The organism is Waddliaceae bacterium (assembly GCA_018694295.1).
Taxonomy (GTDB): Bacteria; Chlamydiota; Chlamydiia; order Chlamydiales; family JABHNK01; genus JABHNK01.
The window spans coordinates 20,398-43,441 of sequence record JABHNK010000025.1 but is presented as its reverse complement, the minus strand read 5'-3'; the positions used below and the strand labels follow the sequence as shown (position 1 = coordinate 43,441).

At 46.0% G+C, this 23,044-nt stretch carries 18 protein-coding genes; 9 read left to right on the top strand and 9 right to left on the bottom strand.

Annotated elements, in window-relative coordinates; translation table 11 throughout:
* Positions 1-77: 77 nt before the first annotated feature.
* Entirely contained in the window at positions 78-773 is a 696-nt protein-coding gene (locus HN980_03095; protein ID MBT6928466.1) for a TIGR00730 family Rossman fold protein, read from the bottom strand.
* Positions 774-906: 133 nt separating this feature from the next.
* Here HN980_03095 and HN980_03090 point away from each other — a divergent pair, with 133 nt between their 5' ends.
* From HN980_03090 to HN980_03075, 4 genes are all read left to right on the top strand, one after another.
* Entirely contained in the window at positions 907-1,146 is a 240-nt protein-coding gene (locus tag HN980_03090) for a hypothetical protein (GenBank protein MBT6928465.1), read from the top strand.
* A gap of 148 nt (positions 1,147-1,294) precedes the next feature.
* Positions 1,295-2,398 carry a tRNA guanosine(34) transglycosylase Tgt gene (gene tgt / locus HN980_03085; GenBank protein MBT6928464.1) on the top strand — a complete coding sequence of 368 codons (1,104 nt, stop codon included), beginning with the start codon at positions 1,295-1,297 and terminating at the stop codon, positions 2,396-2,398.
* Positions 2,399-2,418: 20 nt separating this feature from the next.
* Positions 2,419-2,796 carry a preprotein translocase subunit YajC gene (gene yajC / locus HN980_03080; protein ID MBT6928463.1) on the top strand — a complete coding sequence of 126 codons (378 nt, stop codon included), beginning with the start codon at positions 2,419-2,421 and terminating at the stop codon, positions 2,794-2,796.
* Between the two features lie 17 nt (positions 2,797-2,813).
* On the top strand, positions 2,814-3,038 hold the full coding sequence (locus HN980_03075; GenBank protein ID MBT6928462.1) for a hypothetical protein: 225 nt from the start codon (positions 2,814-2,816) through the stop codon (positions 3,036-3,038).
* 43 nt (positions 3,039-3,081) lie between these two features.
* Here the strand turns inward: HN980_03075 and HN980_03070 are convergent, their stop codons facing one another.
* Entirely contained in the window at positions 3,082-3,393 is a 312-nt protein-coding gene (locus tag HN980_03070) for a hypothetical protein (protein MBT6928461.1), read from the bottom strand.
* Between the two features lie 203 nt (positions 3,394-3,596).
* On the opposite strand from HN980_03070, the gene HN980_03065 reads away from it, so the two are divergent.
* From HN980_03065 to HN980_03045, 5 genes are all read left to right on the top strand, one after another.
* Positions 3,597-6,140, top strand: coding sequence for a hypothetical protein (locus HN980_03065; GenBank protein ID MBT6928460.1), 2,544 nt, complete (start codon positions 3,597-3,599; stop codon positions 6,138-6,140).
* Positions 6,141-6,650: 510 nt separating this feature from the next.
* A complete protein-coding gene (locus HN980_03060) occupies positions 6,651-9,368 on the top strand; it encodes an AMP-binding protein (GenBank protein ID MBT6928459.1) in 2,718 nt (905 codons plus the stop codon).
* A 539-nt stretch (positions 9,369-9,907) separates the two neighbouring features.
* Positions 9,908-11,320 carry a cysteine--tRNA ligase gene (locus tag HN980_03055; GenBank protein MBT6928458.1) on the top strand — a complete coding sequence of 471 codons (1,413 nt, stop codon included), beginning with the start codon at positions 9,908-9,910 and terminating at the stop codon, positions 11,318-11,320.
* Positions 11,321-11,377: 57 nt separating this feature from the next.
* The gene (locus tag HN980_03050) at positions 11,378-12,460 is read left to right on the top strand and encodes a hypothetical protein (GenBank protein MBT6928457.1); all 1,083 of its coding nucleotides are present in this window, start codon (positions 11,378-11,380) and stop codon (positions 12,458-12,460) included.
* Positions 12,461-12,482: 22 nt separating this feature from the next.
* Positions 12,483-13,544 carry a hypothetical protein gene (locus HN980_03045; protein MBT6928456.1) on the top strand — a complete coding sequence of 354 codons (1,062 nt, stop codon included), beginning with the start codon at positions 12,483-12,485 and terminating at the stop codon, positions 13,542-13,544.
* 53 nt (positions 13,545-13,597) lie between these two features.
* On the opposite strand, the gene HN980_03040 is transcribed toward HN980_03045, so the two are convergent.
* From HN980_03040 to mutS, 7 genes are all read right to left on the bottom strand, one after another.
* Positions 13,598-14,365: a hypothetical protein gene (locus HN980_03040; protein MBT6928455.1), complete on the bottom strand. Its 768-nt coding sequence runs from the start codon at positions 14,363-14,365 to the stop codon at positions 13,598-13,600.
* A gap of 72 nt (positions 14,366-14,437) precedes the next feature.
* Positions 14,438-15,211 carry a DUF2608 domain-containing protein gene (locus HN980_03035; GenBank protein ID MBT6928454.1) on the bottom strand — a complete coding sequence of 258 codons (774 nt, stop codon included), beginning with the start codon at positions 15,209-15,211 and terminating at the stop codon, positions 14,438-14,440.
* Between the two features lie 3 nt (positions 15,212-15,214).
* Positions 15,215-16,801: a lysine--tRNA ligase gene (gene lysS / locus HN980_03030; GenBank protein ID MBT6928453.1), complete on the bottom strand. Its 1,587-nt coding sequence runs from the start codon at positions 16,799-16,801 to the stop codon at positions 15,215-15,217.
* A 95-nt stretch (positions 16,802-16,896) separates the two neighbouring features.
* Positions 16,897-17,343 (bottom strand): hypothetical protein, encoded by a 447-nt coding sequence (locus HN980_03025; GenBank protein MBT6928452.1) that lies wholly within the window; start codon positions 17,341-17,343, stop codon positions 16,897-16,899.
* Position 17,344: 1 nt separating this feature from the next.
* On the bottom strand, positions 17,345-19,579 hold the full coding sequence (priA, locus tag HN980_03020; protein ID MBT6928451.1) for a primosomal protein N': 2,235 nt from the start codon (positions 19,577-19,579) through the stop codon (positions 17,345-17,347).
* Complete coding sequence (locus HN980_03015) at positions 19,579-20,355, bottom strand: hypothetical protein (GenBank protein MBT6928450.1); 777 nt, start codon at positions 20,353-20,355, stop codon at positions 19,579-19,581. Before HN980_03015 ends, priA begins: the two co-directional genes overlap by 1 nt.
* A 9-nt stretch (positions 20,356-20,364) precedes the next feature.
* Positions 20,365-23,025, bottom strand: a complete 2,661-nt coding sequence (mutS, locus tag HN980_03010; GenBank protein MBT6928449.1) for a DNA mismatch repair protein MutS — start codon at positions 23,023-23,025, stop codon at positions 20,365-20,367.
* Between the last annotated feature and the right edge of the window lie 19 nt (positions 23,026-23,044).

The window sequence follows — 23,044 nt, the reverse complement described above, 5'->3', positions numbered from 1 at the left end:
GGGCGCTCTCTGTGTACTCTGTGGCTCTGTGGTGAAAAAATCGGTAGCGCGTAACATCAGTGATAACTGATCACTGATCAGAATTCTAGAGTTTCTGTCGTCGTAGAAGCATTGTAGTGGGCTTCGATGCCTTCGGCAACTTCATCGAGGTCGTCGGTTATGGTATACAGGTCGAGATTCTCAGCATCGACGAGACCATGAGCGACGGGGTTCTCCTTGAGCCATTCGCCGAACTTCTCCCAATATTCTTTGCCGATAAGATATATGGGGACGTGCATGATCTTATTAGTCTGTATCAACGTTAGTACTTCAAACAGCTCGTCGAGAGTTCCGAAGCCTCCTGGAAGGAAGACGAAAGCCTGCGCATACCTTACAAACATCACCTTCCTGACGAAGAAATACCGGAATATAAGGCGGTGTTTAGGGTCGACATAGCGGTTGAGGTCGGATTCGTACGGGACGTCGATGCCTATGCCACAAGACGATCCTTTGGCGAGTTGGGCGCCTTTGTTGGCGGCTTCCATGACGCCAGGACCACCACCGGTGATGACGCTGAAACCCCTAGAGGCGATCTTCTCTGCGACGTCGGTGGCAACGGAATAATATGGGTTGTCATCAGTCATCCTCGCAGAACCGAAGATCGTCACTGAAGGCCCGAGGTCTGTTAACGTCTCGAAGCCGTCGACGAACTCCGAAAGTATGCGAAACACCCTCCAAGAGTCGCTGGGCGTTATGTTTTTGAATTCCTTGTGGAGAGGCTTGTTTTCAACCATAGTATACTTCCTTTTTTGTGTTTCTGATGATATCGGTCAACACTGTATAAACTTTGTTTTTTAGAAGCAAGCTTGAAATTCAAATATCCATTATGGTACACAAGAAAGAAAGTTATTATTAAGAGGCCATACTATGACCGGCGGAGAACTTCAGGGCAGTGAACATACTCACCATGTCGATGTAAAAGAAATCCATAATGAAGCAGAAGAAGAAATGGATTCGAAGATGTCGCACGCATATTTCGACGCCATAGAACATATCGACGTCATCGATGACGGTGAAAATCATCCACACCTTATATTCTCTAATAAAAAAAACTCTAAAAGAAAAGATGAGAAAGAACATCACGACGTCCGCGTTAGAATAACATAATATGCGGCATAGCCGCTTTTCAATGATCAATGATCAGTTATCAATTATCAATAAAAGTAAGTATGTTGCACGATAAACCAGCTTTCGATTCTTCCTTGAAAATTAGTCTCTTATAAGGTATTATTCTCGATAACATCGAGGATATACCATGCCATTTTTTACCCTAGAAAAAGAAGACGATACAACAAAAGCAAGGCTCGGCACTATCGAGACGGCACACGGCACTATCGAGACGCCAGTATTCATGCCTGTCGGCACGCGCGCTACGGTGAAAACCGTCACCAACCGCCAGCTTGAAGACATTGGCGCTTCAATAATCCTCGGAAACACCTACCATCTGATGCTACGCCCCGGCGCCGACATCATCGCTAAAGCCGGAGGCCTACACAAATTCATGCGCTGGGAACACCCCATCCTCACCGACTCCGGAGGGTTTCAGGTCTTCTCCCTAGCAGCACTAAATACTATCACCGACGAAGGCGTAACATTCCAGTCGCATATCGACGGGTCGCGGCATTTCCTAGGACCAAACGAGAGCATGAAGATACAGAAAGCCCTAGGCTCCGATATCGTCATGGCCTTCGACGAATGCCCACCATATCCTTCTTCGCGGGAGAAAACCGAGGCCGCCGTAACAAAGACGCTATCATGGGCGCGGAAATGCCGCGATTACTCCCTCTCCGATCATCAGCATCTTTTCGGTATAGTACAAGGAAGCACCTACGACGATATACGCCGAAACTGCGCAGAAGAACTCCGCTCCATGGACTTCGACGGATACGCCATAGGAGGCCTTTCCGTAGGAGAGCCCAGAGAGGCTATGAATTCTACAGTCGAAGCCACGACGCCACACCTTCCCGCCGATAAGCCGCGATACCTTATGGGTGTCGGAACACCACGGAATATCGTCGAAGCCGTTATGCGCGGCGTCGATATGTTCGACTGTGTCATGCCAACACGTAACGCCCGCAATGGCACGGCATTCACCACCTCCGGGAAGATACACATAAAAAACGGTAAATATTCCGACGACTTCTCACCACTAGACCCCGGCCTCGACAGCTACGCTTCACAGTTTTCTAAGGCGTACGTCCGACACCTAATAAACGTCGGAGAGGTCCTAGGGCTTACACTGGTAACACTGCAGAATCTTGCTTTTTATCTTGATTTCATGAAAAGATTGAGGCACGCTATACGCAATAACAAAGTACAAGAATTCTATGCCGAAGTATGTAAAATATACCCAACATAAAAAAAACAAAAGGAAAGACTATGAAAAAAACAATATTAAGCCTTACAGCATTCTATACATTCTTCATTACAAGCGGACTATACTGCCAAGAAGATGGAACCCCAGCAAAAGGCGGTGGACTCTCACAGACGATGATTATGATACTCGTAGCACTAGCATTCTTCTACCTGATACTATGGCGCCCAGAACAAAAGAAACGTAAAGCATTAGAAGAAAAAAGAAATTCCCTAAAAATAGGCGATAAAGTCATAGCAGTAGGCATCGTAGGGACAGTAGATGCAATAAACGATGATACCGTTATCCTTAAGATGTGCGACGGAAGTAAAATCGAGGTGCTAAAAGCCGCCGTAAATGATATGTACGCACCAGGTGATAAAAACGACCCAAATAAAAAATAATCACATAGGTGATATCTATGAGAATACGATACTACATAGGCATTATCGCTACAATAGCTATGGCGTCATTAGGCACAGCAGCCGCTACAGAGAAAAATGACGTCATAGATACTATCCATGAAATGCTAGAAACTATAGAAGAAATCGACGCCATAACAGAAGACGTCACACCACTGCTAAATACCAGCGAAATCGACACGACAACAGAAGAAGAAAATGTAGCTACGCTACATAGCTCATAGTTCGGAGACAAAATTATACGCTATACGCTATTCCTATACGCTTTTATAAAGGTTTCGCCTCTCCAGACATGCTTTTCGGAGGAGGCATCCTTAAATAGCGCCTAGCAGCAACTTGCGCTGTAGCTAAGCCAGTTTTATCAAAAGCGCCACCTCCATGAGTAAAAGTATGATTTACTGCATCCTGGGCTCTCGGAGCAGGAGGAGGATGCGCCATCGTGATGTCTCTAGTAGAAGGAGGGGTAATTGTAATCTTTGGTGCCCTATTGCCTGAAGAAGCTGCCTCCGCCGGAGGATCAAAAGGGTCTGTATAGGAGTCTGCCGCATCGGGAACAACGCCATCAAATTGCATTTCCATAACATTTCCTGCTATTTTTTCAAAAAAAGACGAATTTATACCATTTATAAACAAAAATCAAGAAATATATTGCAAAAACAACAGTTTAGTGTATATTATCAGACTATAAAGAATATTTTTGATGGATTTTATAAAAAAAACTAGTATAAATTTTAAACCTCAAGTGCATGAAAGAACTTAGGTTTATATTATTTTGAGGCAATATGGTACCTTTACCTAGACTATCTTTGGGCGGCCCGAAACTCGAGATTTCTCCTATAAAAATGAGGCCGGTCACCGACCCCGCTTCTTTAGAAGAGGGCATCGCTGTGGCGACTTCTTCTGCTCCTGTTTCTCCTGTTGCTTCTTTAAAGCTTGACCAAGTCCGACATTTTGATTCTTATGGAAATTCAATTGGCAGTGTAGCTGGTCCCAGAATAGATTCCGCCGATTTTCTTAAAGGGCTTGAAGACCTTCGTTCTGAAGAAAAAAACAAAACACTTAAGCAAAGCGCCGAAGACATTGTTTCGTTTATAGATAGCAGCCTCCATTTCACTGAAATTTGGAATCTTTATTCTAGAAATTCACAATATTCTGAGAAGATAATAGAGATGCAAAAACCTGATTTTTCTTGGGAGGATATACGTAATGCGGAATGGCATTCTTGTCGTATAGATATTGTGAAGACTATAAGTGGTATGGTTTCCGAGACTTTCAGGGTTCTTGGCTTTTCTCCTGTTAAAGGTGCCCATTTTGGTACGGAAAGACCTTCTTCCGATGTCGATGAAAACCTCATAGAAGATTCCGAAGAAAGACTGTCGGAATATCAGCTTATCCTCGGCAAGATAATTTTTGACAGGCTATGGTTTCATTATCTTGGCGGGCTTTCTTCTGTTAAAGCCGACGTGGAAGTATATCCTAGGAGTTCTTCTCAGCGGTATTCGGCCGACCTCCTTAAGACCGAAGAAGGCAAAAAGAAATATTATTATGAAGTTATCCGCCTCGTCGGAGCCCTTAAACTATTTACTGCACAAAAAAAAGCTGAAGATTCGTTAAGAGATGATACGGAATTGGAACGCAAAATTCTTGACGATTATGGAAATATAATGTCAGAGTATTTCGGCAAGGAGCTGAAGCAGGAAGTCCTAGAGTTTGAAGCAAAGATCCATGAAGGCATAGAGGACTGTGTTAAAGAAGGTGAAGACCATAGCTTTGCAGCTGTAAAGAACGCGTCATCGATGCTTATCACTCTTTCGAAGAAGATGGACAAGAGTTCTAGGGAAATAGATAGTTTGCGAAAGCGTATATTTCTTTTTCCTTGCGACAAGAAAAAACATGACGATTTGCTCATAGAATATTGTCGCCTTGGAGTGATAAAAAATTATTTTTTAAATGGAGGATATCTCGGCCTTGGTACTTTCAATGCCATATGTGCTCGACGCGGCGGGCAGCTGTTCCTTCAGGAAAAAGAACAGATGATTTTAGAAGAGGATTTGAAAGATTTAAACATAAGATTGGAAATCGCTAGAAAACATTTAAATGAAACAGTGTCAAAGCCAGAACAGGAAATATCTGTGGAAGAGGTGGCAAAGCTACAAAAAGAGCAAGAATTTCTTATTGCGGAGAATCTACGCCTGACGAAGCTGAAGAGTCGGATTCAAGATAAGCGTCCTTCTGACCCCGAGAAAGAGAGGAAGTCTCATCAGAAAAGCTTATATGCTATGCCGACAGGATATCAAAAAAACAACCATCTGGATCTTTTTGAAAGCTTTATGGAAAATTCTCTTTGCTTTATCAGGAAAATGCAGCAGATGCTGGAAGAGGGGCATGATATAGGGCCATCGTTTATCAAAGGGATGAAATATGCAAACAGAGCTCTTAAGCATGCACAAGAGCTTGCTGATGCTGGAATATTGAAATTCGACAAATCTGATGCTGCGGAAAAAAGCTTTGTTGAAAAGGCAGACAGAACATCGAAACAAGCACAGCCCTTTAGACATGGACATAGACGCGTTATTTCCGATGCGCTGTCTGTCGATTCAGAGACATCGGATGATGTCGGTGATGTCGACCTCAGCGATGTCGGTGTTGGCATTGTTGATGGAGATGCTGACGAACCACAACGAGAAGAAACTAGGACGCCAACACACAGAAGACTTTCGGCTTTGTCAGACCAAGCATCTTTGAAAACGGACCAGAGTAGGAGAGGTTCAGTGGCTTCAGGTGCTGCATCGGCTGTGGCCTTGGCATTGCCGGAATTGCCGGTAATGTCGATAGTTCAAGAAGAAGGTGGAGACGATAAAGATATCGAGGAAATCTTGGGGCACATAGAAAAAATCTTCGCCCTAAGCAAAAGAGAGATTTCTTTCGAGAGACGTCGTGATTTTGTTGCCGCACGGTTCGTCAACGTTTTACAAGGCCGCAAAACATTGACACAGCAACAATCCGAGATGTTGTTTGACTGTTTGGTGTCAGAAAAACGAACTTTTGACGAAGAAACAAGCGATGCTCTAGACATGGCATCTTCGCAGATTCAGGGGCTGGTAGATGTTATCAATGCAGTGGCAGGTGATGAGACTTCCCCGGCGCATAAGAAGTTCGAAGAGGCAAGTATATCTTCTGCTGCCGATGAGATGTATGATTTCATGGAAGAGTTTACAAAATTGACAAAGAAAATATTTGCCAGCTATTTTGAGAAAATGGGTATATCGAAGACGCCACCGGAAAGGACGATGCCATCGTTGACAGAGATCTTAAGCGTTCAGTAACGTCACTGATGTTACGCGCTACCGATTTTTTTACCACAGAGTTTCCCAGGGCTGCCTCCCGCCCCTGCAATAAAAAGTAACAAGCCACAATTTCTCACCACAGAGACACAGAGCACACAGAGAGCGCCCACTGCGCAGAGCGCGCGCAGCGGACGCACAGCTGTCGACATTGTCGTTGATTGTACTTCCGTTCTTTGTTTTCCCTAGAGCAAACGTAAAGATGCAATCTTATTTTTACGACAACGGCGAGAGGGGCACTGCCGTGTCCGGGTTTATTCATTGTTCAATGAAAAGGGGGTCTGGGGGAATCCCCCAGCCATATTCTTTTTCCTCTCTGTGTTCTCTGTGACTCTGTGGTGAAAAATCCTATTCCGAAATTCCTTCATAATAATGGCTATCGCGTAAGGTCAGTAACGTCAGTCAGTAATATTCATTTTTTTCATTGCTAAGATTCTACCTTCTATACCACAATATTCTTTATTGTAATTCACTGACTAATAGGAGAGTGTTATGAAGAAGATTATGGGAAGATTTGTAGGATGGGTGATAATGACGATATTGCGTCTGCGGTATCGCGTAACGATCAAAGGTCTTAAAGGGATAAACAAGAAGATGTTAACGAAGCCCGGCGGAATAATATTCCTGCCGAACCATCCTTCTATCTTAGACCCCGTGATGGTCAATGCCTCTCTCAAGAAATTCATGGCACATCCCGTCATCGTAGAGTATATGTATTATAAGCCTGGCGTCAACTGGCTTGCAAGGCTTTCCGACGGTGTCCCCATTCCTGCCTTCGACGAAGCACACAACACCATTAAAATGCACCGCAGCGAGAAAGTCTTTGCAAAGGTTTGTGACGTCCTTCGTAGCGGAAAAAACCTTTTGTTCTACCCTGCAGGACGCACGACGTCAACAGGAATGGAAGTCATCGGCGGATCGTCGGGATGCCACCGCATCCTCAGCGAAGTCCCCGAAGCCAACGTCGTCCTTGTCAGAACCTCTGGCTTATGGGGCAGCTCTTCGTCACGAGCACTCACCGGAGAACTCCCTCCTATAGCAAAGTGGATAATGCAAAGCGCCAAGATCGTCTTTAAGAACCTTATCTTCTTCACCCCAAAACGCGAGGTCACCATAGAATTCGAGGTCGTCAACGACCTGCCATATGACAAATCACGCCTTGAATTCAACAGAGCACTCGAAGAATGGTACAACAAGCCATATTCTACCGAAGACGGGAAACATCACGGCGAGCCATTGAAGTTCGTATCTTTCAGCGCATGGCGTGAAGAGTTTCCAAGAATTAAACAGCAAGAAGTTGTCGAAGAAGAAGAGTTCGCTATCGAAGATATCCCCGAAAAGATACAGAAAGAAGTCATCGCCGAACTCGCTGAATTAGCAGACCGTAAACCCGAAGATATAACGCCGACGACAGACCTTGCCACAGACCTCGGTCTCGACTCCCTAGACGCCTCGACGATATTACTCTTCCTAGAAGATAAATATCACGTGCTGGGTGTGCAGCCCAACGCAATAACGACGGTATTGTCGGTGATGGCCTTCGCAGCCAAGAAAAAGAAGGTGAAGAAAAAATCCGCTATAGCGTCGGTGATACCAAACTTCGAAGCATGGAATAAAGAAGAAAAAAAACGGAAACACCCAGAAATCGCAGAAGGTGAGACACTGCCAGAAGTTTTCTTCAACACATGCGCACGTATGGGAAAAAAATCTATAGCATGTGCCGATGATGGCTCTGGCGTCTTGACGTATGGCGACTTCAAAATCCGCGTCGCATTACTAGCAGATTATATAAAAACATTGCCAGGAGACTGTATCGGCATCCTTCTCCCAGCATCGATAGGAGCGAACCTCTTCGTCTTGGCGACGCTGCTCGCAGGAAAAACACCAGTGATGATAAACTGGACGGTAGGCTCTCGACACCTAGAGACTATAGTAAAGACCACCGGCATGAAAAAGGTCCTTACGTCATGGAAATTCATCAACAGAGCAAAAAACGTAGACTTCACAGGAATAGAAGATATCGTCGTGATGCTAGAAGATGTGAAATCGTATTTCACGCTAGGACGTAAGATAAAAGCAGCATTAAAAGCTAAGAAAGGAACAAAAGCCCTCCTCAAGAATTTCGGCTTCGACAAAGCCAAAGGCGACGACACCGCCGTTCTTCTCTTTACCAGCGGCACCGAAGGTATGCCTAAAGGCGTGCCCCTCACTCACAATAATATCCTCAGCGACCTCAGAGCAGCGCTGCCTTCTATAGGCCTTGCCGCCGACGACATACTATATGCCGTGCTTCCACCATTCCACTCTTTTGGATTCACCGTTACAGGGATGATGCCTTTAATATCAGGACTTAAAGTCGCTTTCTTCCCAGACCCCACCGACAGCTTCGCCATGGCAAACGGAATACAACGCTGGAAAGCGACAGTGGTATGTAGCGCGCCGACGTTCCTAAAAGGACTTCTGCATTCAGGAACGCCAGAACAGCTTGCTACGCTACGATATATCATTACCGGCGCAGAAAAGGCACCACAAGAGCTTTTCGATAGAGTCGCCGAACTAGGAGAAGATAAAGAAGTTATCGAAGGGTATGGCATAACAGAATGTGCGCCAGTACTGACGTTGAACGCCCCAGGAACAAAAAAGAAAGGCGTAGGAAAAGCATTGTCGTGCGTACAGCTTCTTATCGTACACCCCGACACCCACGAGCCACTGCCTATCGGAGAACGTGGTCTCGTCCTAGCAAAAGGCGATAACGTCTTCCACGGATATCTGCAAGGTACCTCGACACGGTCGCCATTTATCGAGACGCAAGGATTCTCATGGTACGACACCGGAGACCTTGGATTTCTAGACGAAGAAGGATACCTCACGCTGTCAGGGCGTATGAAGCGCTTCGTAAAGATCGGCGGAGAGATGGTAAGCCTGCAAGCACTAGAAGAAGGCATCCTCGAGCAAGGCCTTGCAAAAGGATGGGCGCATATACACGAAGGACCGTCGACAGTAGTCTCTGCGCAAGAAAAAGATGATGACAAGACGAAATTCTTCCTCTTCACAATCTTCGACATCGACGCAAAAACCGCTAACGACGCCCTAAAAGACGCAGGCTTCAGCAACCTCGCCAGGATCTCCGACGTCATCGTCGTCGAAGATATCCCCATAGCAGGAACAGGCAAGGTCAACTACCGCCAACTCGACACCATGCTACGTTAAGGGTGCTCCGCGCACCCTTAACAATCCCGCGCCAAAGGCGGTATCCGCCTCTGGACTCCCCACGTAGGCGACAAATAAAAAGGCGTAAAGCATTGCTTTACGCCTTCTTATTTGCTGCCGTTCCTAGCCATCGCATATGCGATGACAAGGAAAGAGGTTTGTATTGTAACATTTTATTTGGTGTGGTAACATTGAATATTAGAAGGTTATCTTACGATTGGCGTGTTGCAAGGGGCTGTATATCCCGCCGAGGAGAGGATTTTTGCGAGCCAGCAAAAATCGCCGATGGCGGGATTCGCTTGCGAGGTGCACCAGTCATAAAACGCCGTTATTTTTGGCTTTTGCCGAAAATGAGCCCGCCTTAGCGGGCTAAGCGTTTTTGTAGCTGGTGCACCTCATACAAATGAGGCGAAGGGCAGTAAGAACGGGGCGACACGGCATTGGGGAGTCCAGAGGAGAACATCTCCTTTGGCGGAGATTGTTAAGAGGCAGAGCCTCTTAACAAGATGGTAGTAACGTCAGCTAGAAGGTTATGAGCTATGGATTTTGTTTTGTATAACACTATGACGCGGAAAAAAGAGGCGGTACTGCCTCTCGATGGGAAGACGTTGCGCGTCTATACATGTGGACCTACGGTGTACGATTATGCTCATATCGGGAACTTCAGGACGTATGTCTTCGAAGACCTGCTGCGGCGTGCTGCGAAGTTCTTTGGCATGGACGTCGAGCAGGTGATGAACTTCACCGATGTCGATGACAAGACGATAAAAGGCGCTCTTGCCGCTGGTGTTACCCTTGAAGAGTACACCAAGAAATATAAAGAAGCATTCCTCCACGACCTCAACGTACTGGGCATCGAAGACGTAGAACATCGCCCTGCCGCCACGGAATATGTCGACGCCATGATAACGATGGTACAGGGACTCTTCGACAAAGGGTACGCCTACAAAGGCAGCGACGGTAGTATATACTTCTCTATAGCGAAGTTCAAAGGATATGGAAAACTGTCACACCTTCCTCTCGAAGACCTTAAAACTGGCGCATCAGAACGTACTGATAACGACGAATATGATAAAGAACACGCCTCGGATTTCGTTTTATGGAAGGCATACGACAAAGATCGCGATGGCGAGATCTTCTGGGAGAGCACCTTCGGCCCAGGACGCCCGGGGTGGCACTTAGAATGTTCTGCTATGGCAAAGGCGATATTAGGAAATACCATCGATATACATTGCGGCGGCGTCGATAACATATTCCCGCATCACGAGAATGAGATAGCACAATCAGAAGCATATACCGGAGAACCCTTCTCAAAGATGTGGGTGCACTCTGAATACCTCATCGTAGAAAACAGGAAGATGTCAAAAAGCCTGGGAAATTTCTATACCCTCAAAGACCTCATAGACAAAGGATATACCGGCAAGCAAATAAGATATATGCTTCTACAGACACACTACAGGATGCAGCTGAACTTCACGATACAAGAACTCGACGCTGTAAAGACGTCGCTAGAAAGGATACACTCTTTCGTGACAAGGATGGAAGAAATACAAGGCGATGATTCTTCTAATGCCGCCGATGGCGTCGTCGAAAAGACAACGAAGGCATTTTCCGAGGCCCTCGCCGATGACATTAACATCGCTAAAGCATTGGCAGCGATCTTCGATATGATCCGCGAAGTCAATGCCATCGCCGATAAAGGATCGCTATCAACAGAAGAAGCACAGAAAATCCTCGCTATGGTGAAAAGCTTTGACGCCGTCCTTGGCATCATGACACCAGAAAAAGAAGAAACCCCACAAGACCTCCTCGATGCTCTTGAGCAGCGCCAGCAGGCACGCAACGATAAAGACTGGAAACGCGCCGACGAGCTCCGCGACATAATAACATCACGAGGATATACTATCGAAGATACACCTAAAGGCGCACGCTTGAAGAAAGATGTACGATAAAACAAAATAAATAGGAGCTTTGTTGCTAAAATGGAAGTATCAGGAGATAAATCTTTTATGTCTATAGACGATGACGGCTCTGATAGAGACTCAGAGTCCAGTAGTTTTTATGAAGGTATTGAAGAAGCTATACAAAAAAGAGACGAAGCGGCGTTCCGCGATTCTTTTGACGGGGTTGGCGGCGAAGATAGAAAAACTATGCTTCTTAGCATATATGATTCTCTTATATCTACGCTAGAAGACGAAGTCGTTTCAGGAGATACTGGCGATTATTTCTTCAAAGAAAAGTTCTTATTTTTGATGACGATGATATACGACAACTATCCCGAGCTTAGCGATTATATGGTAGCAGAAGAAAGACCGGGGGCGCCGAGAGAAGGTAAAAAATTACATATAGAACATATGCTAACACCTGATGGGATACGCGTTGTTATAGAATATCTTCGAAATAAAGGAAGCCTTAAGCTCCCGTGCAGGATGTGCGATGATTATGAAACCTTTGAGAAAAACCTACGAGACCTTCCTGATAATAAAGATATAAGAGAACTTTTTATTGTGCGAGTACAACAAAGAGATTTCAAGGGAAGGGTTTCACATCACGTGCTTCCAGTATATATAGAAAAGAAAGAGGGGGAGCCATATAAGGCACTGATTTCCGACTCTACAGGAACAGGACAGTATACTTTTCTTCTGCAAAGAAAAATTCTAACCAGATTTCCAGAAGCACGTATTTATGTTGCCGACATGAAAAGACAAGCAGACCCTACAAGCTGCTCGATATTTTCTCTACGCGACGTTGCACAGATCTCACGCTTCGAAGACATCTTTACAACGCTCGACGAACTAAATCCTAATAAAACAGTAAGAAAGCCAAAAATAAAATTTTGTGAAATACTGCCTCTTGAGATGATGAAAACCTCTCAGTCATTAAGTCGCCTTGATAAAGCACAGGCTCTATCTCCCGATCCCAAAAGAGTGATACATCATGGTAAAATAGATGGAGAGAGAGTCAGCCCAGAAACGTTAACGGAGAATGTCGGTAGGCATTCAGTTAAAATTGTTGACGACCGTCATAGAAACCTTCTTGTGCAGAAACGCTTCTACAAATACGTCCGTCTTTTCTTGGAAAAGATTTTGTGAACATAAAAGAACATATGTAAACATGCAAATTTCGCCGTCGACACCTTTTTTTTCTGCAACAGGATATGTTCTCCAGCGCGCTTCTATTATTGATCGTGGTCCTCAGGAAGAATGTTACGAAGCTCTTAAAACAGCGATAAGAAATCAAGAAGAGCAGTCTTTTTGTGAATCTTTCAAGAAAGTAAAAGAGGAAGAAAGAAAATACGTCCTTCTTGAATTATATGATAGTCTTGTTGACGAGCTAGAAAGCCAGGCTGTTGATGGAAAGAGTGGCGATAGTCGTTTCAAAGAGTATTACCTGTTTTTGATGACAATGATATATGACAGATATCCTGATCTTGGCAAATATATGGTTGCAGAAGAGATGGTCGAGAGACCAGGAGATGATGATAGGCCGCATATAGAACACATACTGACACCCGAAGGCGTACGTTTTATCGTAGAGTATCTTCGCAACAAAGAAAGCATTCAGGTTCCGTGCAGAGTATGTGATGACGATGAAGCTTTCGAAGAAAACCTTGCAACTTTTATCAAAGAGGATAAAAGCAGGGAAATGTTCATCATAAGACGGCATCGGAGAGGCCAAGCTAAAGAGTATATTCATCATATGATCCCGATATATATAGAGAATAATACAATGGGTGTTAGAGCTTTGATTTCCGATTCCGTGGCAGCGGAAATATATACGGAGCAGCCCAAAAGAATAATATTAACAAAATTTCCTAGAGCGCATATTTATGATGTTGCTGTGGAAAGACAAACAGATTCTGTAAGTTGCTCGATATTTGCTTTGCGAGACGTTGCTAAGGTATCACGTTTCGCAGATATCTTTAAAACCCTCGACATACTGAACCCTAAAGGCCCGACACGACTTCGCAGAGGGGGAGGGAAGGTAAAATCTTGTGAAAATCTGCCACCCGAAATGATTAAAACTACACAGCACGTAAGCTGTTGGGAAGAACATGCCGAAAATAAAGAATACCGAAAGCATGTTATCGTTTTAAAGGATGGTAGCAGCAAAAACCTTCTTGTGCAGAAACGTTTCTATAAATACGTCCGTCTTTTCTTGGAAAAGATTTTGTGAAGATAATTATACCAATCCTGGGTTAAAAATGCATTTTCAACCCGGGATTGGTATTAGCCCATACTTTTTTTTATTGCATAGACGATCTTCTTTAAGAAAAGCACGAACCGGTTTTGGAAGAAACTCCAGGTAGACTTCATGAACCAAGGGGCATTGCTCCATCCTTTTCTTGCATATAAATATAGTCGTGGCATATGTGGTAAGACACAGTCAAGCCTAGCATCAGAAAACGAATGAAATATGCAGTCGCCAAACTCTTTTTCTAGCATGGCTTTTTCTAAATTCCTCATGATATAATATCTTTGCGCTGCAACAGTATAATGGAAATCAAGGTTTCTGTTTTTTGCGTTTTTTTCTAATAATTTTCTGCGGGGGACGTCTTCCCACCACCCAAGAGGTTTTTTGCTATGAAGTTCATCGATTTTCTCGAAACTTATACCACAGCGATCCCATAGATCTTTAAGGTATATATATTCGAAACCGAACTCTTTAAAAAGTTTCTCCATCGCACAAGAATACGATGCTATCTTGTGATCATCGATGCCATTATTTTTGCCGTGCTCTGTAGCGATGATAAAAACAAAGGAGATCCCTTTGGAGTAAAACTTTTTTACGCCTTCATTAAGCTTCGCAAGCCATCTGCACGTCTTTATATCATAGTCATCGGTTTTGTCTTTTTCTCCGACGCCCCAAAAACCAACCAAACGTATCGGTTTGTCCATAGCCATCGACTCCGCGACTCTTTTTTCAACATCACCCAGAAGGAAAGGTTTGTCGCGGTTGAATTTTTTTCTGATTAAAGCTTTGATTGTTCGTTTCATCACCATATCCTTTGATATAACATAAGTTACTCAAATATGCTTTTAGCGAAACAATGAAATAGTATTCAACATTTATCTTTTCAAAGCTATAGCTTCTTCATCAGAAAGGATGTTGATAAAACGCTCGAACTGCACGCCAGCAACGCCCATATCGACGTTGTTAACCGCCTCATCAGTATAGCCATACCGCAGGCCAATAAACGGCACACCACGAGCCTCGCAGCTATCGGCGACCATAGCAAGGTCCGAAGCCTTGTCGTTGATGAAGATCACTGAAGCAGGAGAATATTCTATGCTATCAAGTACAGTAAAAAGAGCGTTCCCCTTGTGGGTGTTGTTGGTGAAGATTACACCATCGGAAAGCATGACAGGACGCTCCAAGGAGAAGAACATCGTCGCCGTAGAAGGCGACGTCTTTGCTATATCGACCCCTAAAGAAGAAAGCTGGTGTCTCGTCGCAAGCTCCAGCCAATGCCCGCGTGTCGTCATCGCCATAACGGCGACGTCACGGGTTTGAAGGTCGACGATAACATCGTCAATGCCTTCTTCGACGAGAGTAACCTCGGAGACGCTCTGTATCGCCATCCACTCAAGCAAAGCTTTTGTTAGAGCCTCTTCTTTCCCCATGCCGCTATCGCAATATTCCTGGTAATGCGGAAAAAACCAGTGGTCGCAGCCAAGCGTCTGTACAGGGATGGCGATGGTATTGTCGATGTCGAAGACGACAAGAGTGTCGTCATTGACATATTCAACAAGTTCTTCCATATGTGGCATCTCGATGATGTCAGCAGAGAGTGTGGCGCAAAAGAACGATAAAATTACAGCCAGAAGTCTTTTATGCCACATAGTTTACTCCTTTTTCATGAATGGGAAAAATAGCACGTCACGGATCGAAGCTGCATTTGTGAATACCATCACAAGCCTGTCGATGCCGATGCCAACACCTGACGTCGGAGGCATTCCCTGGCATATCGCTTCGATGAACTCTTCATCGAGAGGGTTGGCTTCTTCGTCGCCAGAAGCAAGACGCGATGCCTGATCTTCCAAGAGATCTTTCTGTATGACAGGGTCGTTGAGCTCGGTATAAGCGTTGCACATCTCACGGCCCATCATGAAGCTCTCGAACCTTTCGACGATGCCATCGGCACGCTCTTTAGGGTCGCGGTGTGGTTTGCACAACGGTGTCGTCTCGATAGGATGGTCGGTGATATGGTGCGGCTGTATGAGCTTGTCTTCGACGAGCTCCTCGAAAAGATGCGCGATAAGCAGCCCACGAGGGGTGTCTTTTACATCGTCGGCATCGAAGGCACTCTTCTCGACGATAACAGCGCGTAGAGCGTCGTCATCCATGCCCTCAACATCAACACCACCATATTCTTTGATACTGTCTTTCATCGTAACACGACGCCATGGAGCTTTCATCTCGATATATGTCAGATTACCTTCCTCTTCGGAGCCTACAGGGACTTTAGTGTCACCATAAAGCTCTAAGGCGAGGGTCTCGAATAGCTTTTCTACAAACGACATCATATCATTATAGTCCCAGTATGATGCATACGCCTCTAAGATGGTAAACTCGGGGTTGTGGCTCTTGTCGATGCCTTCATTGCGGAAAACCTTGCCAATCTCGTAGATCTTGTCCATGCCGCCGATGATGAGCTTCTTAAGAGATATTTCTGGAGAAATACGTAGAAACATCTCCTGGTCGAGGGCGTTGCAGTGGGACTTGAAAGGTCGCGCCTGAGCGCCACCGTAGATGTTCTGCATCACAGGCGTCTCGACTTCTGTGAAATCGGCGTCTTCAAAACAACGACGTATCGTACGTACTATGGCACTGCGAGTAATGAAGGTTTTCATGACGTCGTCGTGGGTGATAAGGTCAAGCCAGCGCTTCCTATAACGCACCTCTTTGTCGGCAAGACCAGCGTGTTTGTCGGCGAGAGGAAGCAGTGTCTTGCATAACAACGTCACTTTCTTGGCGTATACCGTAAGCTCGCCCTTCTGTGTACGGAAGATATGGCCTTCAACGCCGATGATATCACCAAGATCGAGCTTCTTCTCAAGGAATTTCAGAGGCTTGGGAGCCTGTACAACGCCACAACCCTCAGGGTCATAGCCAGTGACGACGGTGTTTTCCCTGTTGAACATAATCTGTATCCTAGACGTCTCTCCCTGAAGCTGGGCGAAGGCGTTCTTTCCCATGGCGCGGAATAATACAAGACGTCCAGCAACACATACGTTAAGCGTCGTGCCGGCAGCAGCGTCTTCGCTTGTGCCAAGGTCACCATCGGAATACTCTTCGTGGAGCTTCAAAGGCGAATGCGTAGGATAGAAACTATGAGGATAAGGCTCGACACCAAGAGCTTTGATCTCTTCTAGTTTGCGGGAACGGTTGATAAACTCTTCATGAGAACGGTAGTTGTGAACGTCTTCCATAGCGTCTTCCTTAAATAATTGTTGCAAGAGATACCATTATAGTAAGAAAAAGACTATTTTTAAAGCAAAAACCCACAAGCTATATGAGATGCTTGTTAACCGTGAGCAGCAAAAGCCGCAGCAAGAGAGACAACAAAGGAGCCTGCTGCTACTAAAGAAAACGTCATAGCGACTAAAGGGTTGGATGCAATAGCGGCAGCGGTGGAGATGATAGTAGCACTAGAAGATGTTATTCCAATAGAGGCCGTAGCTACAGAGGCCGTTATTATACTGAAACTTAAAGAGGCATAGTCGACAAAGAAGCCTTTTGTCGTCTCTTTATAACATTTAGGATCTTTGACGAAAGGTTTCTGGAATATAGGAGCCGCCACGCTGCTGATGAGAGCGGTCAAAGCGGTGAAGATGGCGCCTGCATAAAAAGTTAGAGCCCCAGTCGTAGCATACGTTAAAAGCGATACAGTCGAGGCCGAAACGCCGCCGATAGCACCATATTTTGTACATCGCGAGGGCTCTAAAAATAATGCTGCTGTTGATGTTGTCATTCTAAAAAAATGTTGTTTGCGGAGATATGTTTATAAGCAAAGAACACTTTTTTTGTGAAGGGAAATCTTTTTTAGAAGCGTTTATAGCGTCATTTAGCGTGAAAATGCTAGGACCCCTGACGAGAAAATGAAAGCGGTATCGATTTTTTACCTTCGCATGCCCAGTAGGTGTAACAGGGTGGACTTTGAAGCCACGAGGAAGACGACGTAAAAGCTCTTTCCTGAAGGATTCAGCGCTAGAAAGCGTTGCTTTCTCTTCGGCGCCGGAGAATGATATCTTTACCATCTGGCTAAACGGCGGATACTCGAAGATTTCTCGCGAAGATATCTCTTCGCCGTAGAAACCAGTATAATCTTGCCGTGATGCATGAAGTATCGTAGAATTAGTAGGAAGATATGTCTGTAATATCACCTCGCCAGCGACAACACCGCGTCCAGACCGCCCAGACACCTGTGTGATAAGCTGGAAAGCCTGCTCCGAAGAACGGAAGTCCGGCATGTTTAACGTCATATCGCTGTTGAGAACACCGACGAGGGTTATCTCAGGGAAATGTAAGCCCTTGGCGATCATCTGTGTGCCGATGAGAACGTCTGCCTTGCCATTGCGGAAGTCGCGGAGAAGCTTCTCATGGCTGCCTTTGTGCCTAGTAGTGTCGGCGTCGAGGCGTATCGTCCTGATCTCAGGGAAAATAGCATGTAGGGCGCTTTCGATCTTCTCGGTGCCGACACCACGGTAATGAAGAGAGTCACTACTACCACATTCCGGACAAGACCGCGGCGGCGGAACGATAGTGTTTCCACAGAGGTGGCACGACAGCATATTGCTCTTGCGGTGGTATGTCATCGCAACGTCACAATTCTCACACCCCATAACATGTCCGCAAGTCTTACACATCTGTGCAGTATGGTATCCACGACGGTTTAAAAACAAAAGCGACTGCTCACCACTGTCATAACGCTTTTTTATGCCGTCAAGAAGCTCTGCAGAGAACTCCGAGCCGTGGGTTCTTTTGCGCGATTCCTTCATATCGACGATGGTGACGACAGGCATCGTGGCACTGTTGTGGCGCGAATGTAACGTATGGAGGTGATACTTGCCCTGCTGGGCATTGTAAAAGCTTTCAAGCGAAGGCGTGGCACTGCCCAAAACAACAGCAGCACCAGACATGCTGCCCCTCATGACAGCGACATCACGAGCATGGTAACACGGCGCCTCGTCTTCTTGTTTGTAGCTGCTTTCGTGCTCTTCATCGACGATGATAAGACCAAGATCCTTGACAGGAGAAAATATCGCCGAACGTGCCCCTATGACGATCCTTGCCTCGCCAGTAAGGATCTTATGCCACTCGTCATAGCGCTCTCCATGGCTGAGACGGTGGTGTAAGATAGCAATAGTATCGCTAAACCTGCTTTTAAAACGTTCTATTGTCTGCGCAGTAAGCGATATCTCCGGGACAAGCATTATAGCGCCACGGCCCATATCGAGAGCACGCTGTATCGCCTGAAGGTATACCTCAGTCTTTCCACTTCCAGTGACACCATAAATAAGATGCGTGGCAAAAGCCTTGTCGTCGAGAGTCTTCGATATCGCCGAAAAAGATGAAGACTGCTCGTCATTGAGGACTTTCGCCTTAGTCTTGAAATATTCTACGCCGACAAGAGGGGACCTGTCGACACGGACGACATCGCAAGAAAGATGACCCCTTTTGACAAGAGAGTCTATAGGACTACGCGATACCATCGCCAGCTCCATAAGCTCCGAAAGGAAGATCCCTTTCTTTACCCTAAGCATGACGTCAAGGACTTCAGACTGCGAAGAATGTTTGTTCCTATATTCTTCACAAACCTTCCTTAAAGCATCGCGCGAGGCATTACGTTTTACGAAAAGCTGCTCCTTATGGGAGAAGCCACGACGTATCGTCGAAGGTATTATTGTCTTTAGAGCCTGCCGCAACGAAGAACAATAGTATTTCGACAGCCATAACGCTACCTCGAAAAGCTCTTCGGTGATAACAGCATCGGAAGAGATGACATCGTGGATAGGAACAACACGAGGATATGAACAAGAGTCTTTGACTTCGAGAATATAACCATATCGTAAATGCCCGCGGACAGGGACGGCGACACGAGAGCCTCTGACAGCAGCGTCGACGAGCTTCTCAGGAACGCCATAGTCAAGGGCTTTATCGACAGCGACGTCAAGGATAACAGAAACATAACGTGGATACTGTTTCATCATTTTTCACCGACGAGGACAGACTGCAACGTCTTCCAAAGCGTAGACTTTAAAGCAGTGTTGTTGTGATAGCGCGATATCTTCTCAAGGCCAACGAAAGACGCAGACCCAAGGGTAGGAATAGCATCGCCTTTACTACCGTGGTAATAATCGCCGAGATTATCTTTTACTAAAGAATTACAGGCGACAATATAACGTAACGAAGGCTCAGAGAGAAATGCCTTCCACCCCCATAATGCCTCGATCTGGTCGTAAGAGAAAAGAACCGCGGGAATAATAGTGTCATTGATGGCTTTTGTTACCTTCCCAAGGAAATCATGGTCGTCAGAAGACCCTCCACGGAAAACAACGACGACAGCAGGGACGGCAGGAGCATGCCTCTTCTTGGCAGCACTGTCGTCAGGAACGGCTTCGAGGAACTCTCCGTCAGGGAGAATCCCAGAAAAAAGACCCTTGACATCAGGACGATCAAGGCTTTCAGAATTTTTGGACTTCTCCAAAGCAAAACCTTCGATGCTAGTGCTTTCTTTGACGACAGGAGCTTTCTCCTTGCGATGACGAATGTCAGGCTCAACAGCGACCGTTACAGGGGGTTTAGGCGCTCTGCGATATGATGGAGAAGGGGAGACGGAAGACGCTCGAGGGATGGCAACGTCTTTAAAACGTGCGTAGATGCCTTCGTCGACGGCCTTTGACGAGGAAAGGTCTAAACCCTGGACGATATGCTCTCGTACGTCAGCAACAAGCGAAGAATAGCGCGAAAGAATGTCGTTCATAATTACTACCTATTTTTTTGAAAGCTTATCCTTTATCTCGGCGAGCTTCTCCAACGCCTGCATAGGCGTCATCTCATTGATATCGACATCTTTAAGAAGGAAAAGAGCGCGCTGCTCGTCGCGCGACATCTTATCAGAAGGCTCGAAGAGAAGAAGCTGCATCTCTTTGTCATTATTCTTTATCTTCGTAGCAAAGACATTGTCCAGAGCCTCGGCGGTGTCAAAAGTTGTCTCTTTAGAAGCATTGTCTTCAAGGTGTAGCAAAATCTCTCTGGCTCTGTCAATAACATCGTCGGGAAGTCCAGCAAGAAGAGCGACATGGATGCCATAGCTTTTGTCAGTAGAACCCCGTACTATCTTCCTAAGGAAAACAATATCATCGTCGCGTTCCCTGATGGCAACGTTATAATTCACAGCACCGGCGATCTTCTCCTCTAGCTTGGTAAGCTCCCAATAATGTGTGGCGAATAATGTCTTAGACTGCCGACCTTCTGCAGTAAGAAGATGCTCCGCAACAGCCCACGCCAAAGATATCCCGTCATAAGTGCTAGTGCCACGGCCTATCTCGTCGAGGATGACGAGAGACTTCGACGTCGCATTGTTTAAAATGTTCGCCGTCTCGGTCATCTCTACCATAAATGTCGACTGCCCACGCGATAGGTCGTCACTAGCGCCAATGCGCGTGAAAACCTTATCGATACCGCCAAGATGCGCAGCAACAGCAGGGACGAATGACCCCATCTGCGCCATTATTGCGATAAGAGCCACCTGCCTGATATATGTCGACTTCCCAGCCATGTTAGGACCCGTTATTACAAGAAGCTTGTTGTCATCACCATCAAGAAGAGCGTCATTTGGAATGAATTTCTCGCCGACCATAGAAGCTTCGATGACAGGATGCCTTCCACCAGTGATAGAAACCTTATCGCTGTCATCAATAACAGGACGGATATACCTGTTGTTACGCGCCGCCGTAGCAAAAGAATGTAGGGCGTCGATATGCGCCAAAGCATGCGCCATAGCGAAGATAGCATCGCAATGCTTAGCAACCTCAAGGCGTACCATGACGAATAACTCGTTCTCAAGAGCAGCAATACGCTCCTCGGCAGAAAGAGCTTTCTCCTCGTATTCCTTGAGCTCTGGAGAGATGAAACGCTCGTTGTTGACAAGCGTCTGCCTGCGCTGGAAACCCTCGGGCATCTTCCCCGCCTGGGCTTTGCTGACGTCGATATAATATCCGAAAACCCTAGTATAGCCGATCTTTAATGTCTTTATCCCCGTAGATTCCCGAAGACTCGCCTGATACTCGGCAAGCCACGATTTGCTGTTCTTCCTGATGCCACGCAACTCGTCAAGCTCCTGATGATAACCCTCCCTGATGACACCTCCGTCAATAAGACGCGCTGGAGGCTCTTCAACAAAAGCAGCGCCAATAAGCTCCGTGACCTCAGAGAAACTGTGAAGAGACCCCTTGTGCTCGTCAAGAAGCTCGGAAGAAATGCCGCCAAGAGAAGACTTTATCCCAGGAACCTGTTCCAAAGAAAAACGTAACGTTACAAGATCGCGAGGGGAGGCATAGCCGGCACTTACCTTCATCATAAGACGCTCGAGGTCGCGGACACTACTTAACGACTCGTGAAGACTACTGAGGACTGCCGTGTTGCTATATAAAGCCTCTACAGCATCGTGACGCGAAGAAACACCATCGCAAGAAAGAAGCGGCTGCTTGATCCAATGTCTTATAAGACGTCCGCCCATCGGCGTCGTTGTGTTGTCGAGGACGTCCAACAAAGTATTCTTCCTACTGCCATCGTTTAGCGACTCCGTAAGCTCAAGGTTACGCTGGGTGATGTGGTCCAAAACCATGAACTCCGACGTCGAATACGTGGCAATGCCCTTGATATGATCGATAGGAAGACACTGCTCTTCACAAAGATAACGCAACAACGTCCCTGCAGCAATAACAGCAGCATCACAGCCCTTTAGACCATAGCCATCGAGATTGTGTACACCAAAATGGTCTGTAAGGAAACGCGACGACGATATGTAGTCGAAATGCCACGCCTCCTGAGCGTTGACAGCACAAGAAAACGTCTTGGTAATGTCATCGAGAAACTCTCGATTGTCCTCACGCCACCCCTCAGAAATTAAAAGCTCAGCAGGACGCAAACGATGAAGCTCGTTAGAAAGCCCCTTAATATCCTCAAACTCTATGGTCTTGAACTCCGACGTCGTAAGGTCAAGAAAAGAAAAACCATAAACACCATCAACCGACGTTATAGCACCGAAGAAATTATTAGACTTCTCAGACAATAAAGACGAATTAACAAGAGTTCCAGGAGAGACAACACGGGTGACTTCACGCTTGACCAAACCCTTGGTCTTCTTGGGGTCTTCCATCTGCTCGGCGACAGCAACACGATGTCCCTTGCCAACAAGCCTGTCGACATAAGAATCACAAGTGTGATGAGGGACGCCACACATAGCAATGCCCTGGCGCTTGGTAAGGGTAAGCTCTAACTCCTTGGCAATAAGGACAGCATCGTCGTAAAACGCCTCGTAAAAATCGCCCATACGGAAAAATAACAGCGCACCCTTAGACCCAGCCTTGCACGCATGCCACTGCGCCATCATCGGCGTAACACGCTCCTTAACAACAACACTACCCATAAAAAAACCCCATAAAAAT

Excerpts from the sequence above, each read along its gene's own strand:
- HN980_03095 (MBT6928466.1), bottom strand. The coding sequence starts at position 773 with ATGGTTGAAAACAAGCCTCTCCACAAGGAATTCAAAAACATAACGCCC.
- HN980_03090 (MBT6928465.1), top strand. The coding sequence starts at position 907 with ATGACCGGCGGAGAACTTCAGGGCAGTGAACATACTCACCATGTCGAT.
- tgt (MBT6928464.1), top strand. The coding sequence starts at position 1,295 with ATGCCATTTTTTACCCTAGAAAAAGAAGACGATACAACAAAAGCAAGG.
- yajC (MBT6928463.1), top strand. The coding sequence starts at position 2,419 with ATGAAAAAAACAATATTAAGCCTTACAGCATTCTATACATTCTTCATT.
- HN980_03075 (MBT6928462.1), top strand. The coding sequence starts at position 2,814 with ATGAGAATACGATACTACATAGGCATTATCGCTACAATAGCTATGGCG.
- HN980_03070 (MBT6928461.1), bottom strand. The coding sequence starts at position 3,393 with ATGGAAATGCAATTTGATGGCGTTGTTCCCGATGCGGCAGACTCCTAT.
- HN980_03065 (MBT6928460.1), top strand. The coding sequence starts at position 3,597 with ATGGTACCTTTACCTAGACTATCTTTGGGCGGCCCGAAACTCGAGATT.
- HN980_03060 (MBT6928459.1), top strand. The coding sequence starts at position 6,651 with ATGAAGAAGATTATGGGAAGATTTGTAGGATGGGTGATAATGACGATA.
- HN980_03055 (MBT6928458.1), top strand. The coding sequence starts at position 9,908 with ATGGATTTTGTTTTGTATAACACTATGACGCGGAAAAAAGAGGCGGTA.
- HN980_03050 (MBT6928457.1), top strand. The coding sequence starts at position 11,378 with ATGTCTATAGACGATGACGGCTCTGATAGAGACTCAGAGTCCAGTAGT.
- HN980_03045 (MBT6928456.1), top strand. The coding sequence starts at position 12,483 with ATGCAAATTTCGCCGTCGACACCTTTTTTTTCTGCAACAGGATATGTT.
- HN980_03040 (MBT6928455.1), bottom strand. The coding sequence starts at position 14,365 with ATGAAACGAACAATCAAAGCTTTAATCAGAAAAAAATTCAACCGCGAC.
- HN980_03035 (MBT6928454.1), bottom strand. The coding sequence starts at position 15,211 with ATGTGGCATAAAAGACTTCTGGCTGTAATTTTATCGTTCTTTTGCGCC.
- lysS (MBT6928453.1), bottom strand. The coding sequence starts at position 16,801 with ATGGAAGACGTTCACAACTACCGTTCTCATGAAGAGTTTATCAACCGT.
- HN980_03025 (MBT6928452.1), bottom strand. The coding sequence starts at position 17,343 with ATGACAACATCAACAGCAGCATTATTTTTAGAGCCCTCGCGATGTACA.
- priA (MBT6928451.1), bottom strand. The coding sequence starts at position 19,579 with ATGAAACAGTATCCACGTTATGTTTCTGTTATCCTTGACGTCGCTGTC.
- HN980_03015 (MBT6928450.1), bottom strand. The coding sequence starts at position 20,355 with ATGAACGACATTCTTTCGCGCTATTCTTCGCTTGTTGCTGACGTACGA.
- mutS (MBT6928449.1), bottom strand. The coding sequence starts at position 23,025 with ATGGGTAGTGTTGTTGTTAAGGAGCGTGTTACGCCGATGATGGCGCAG.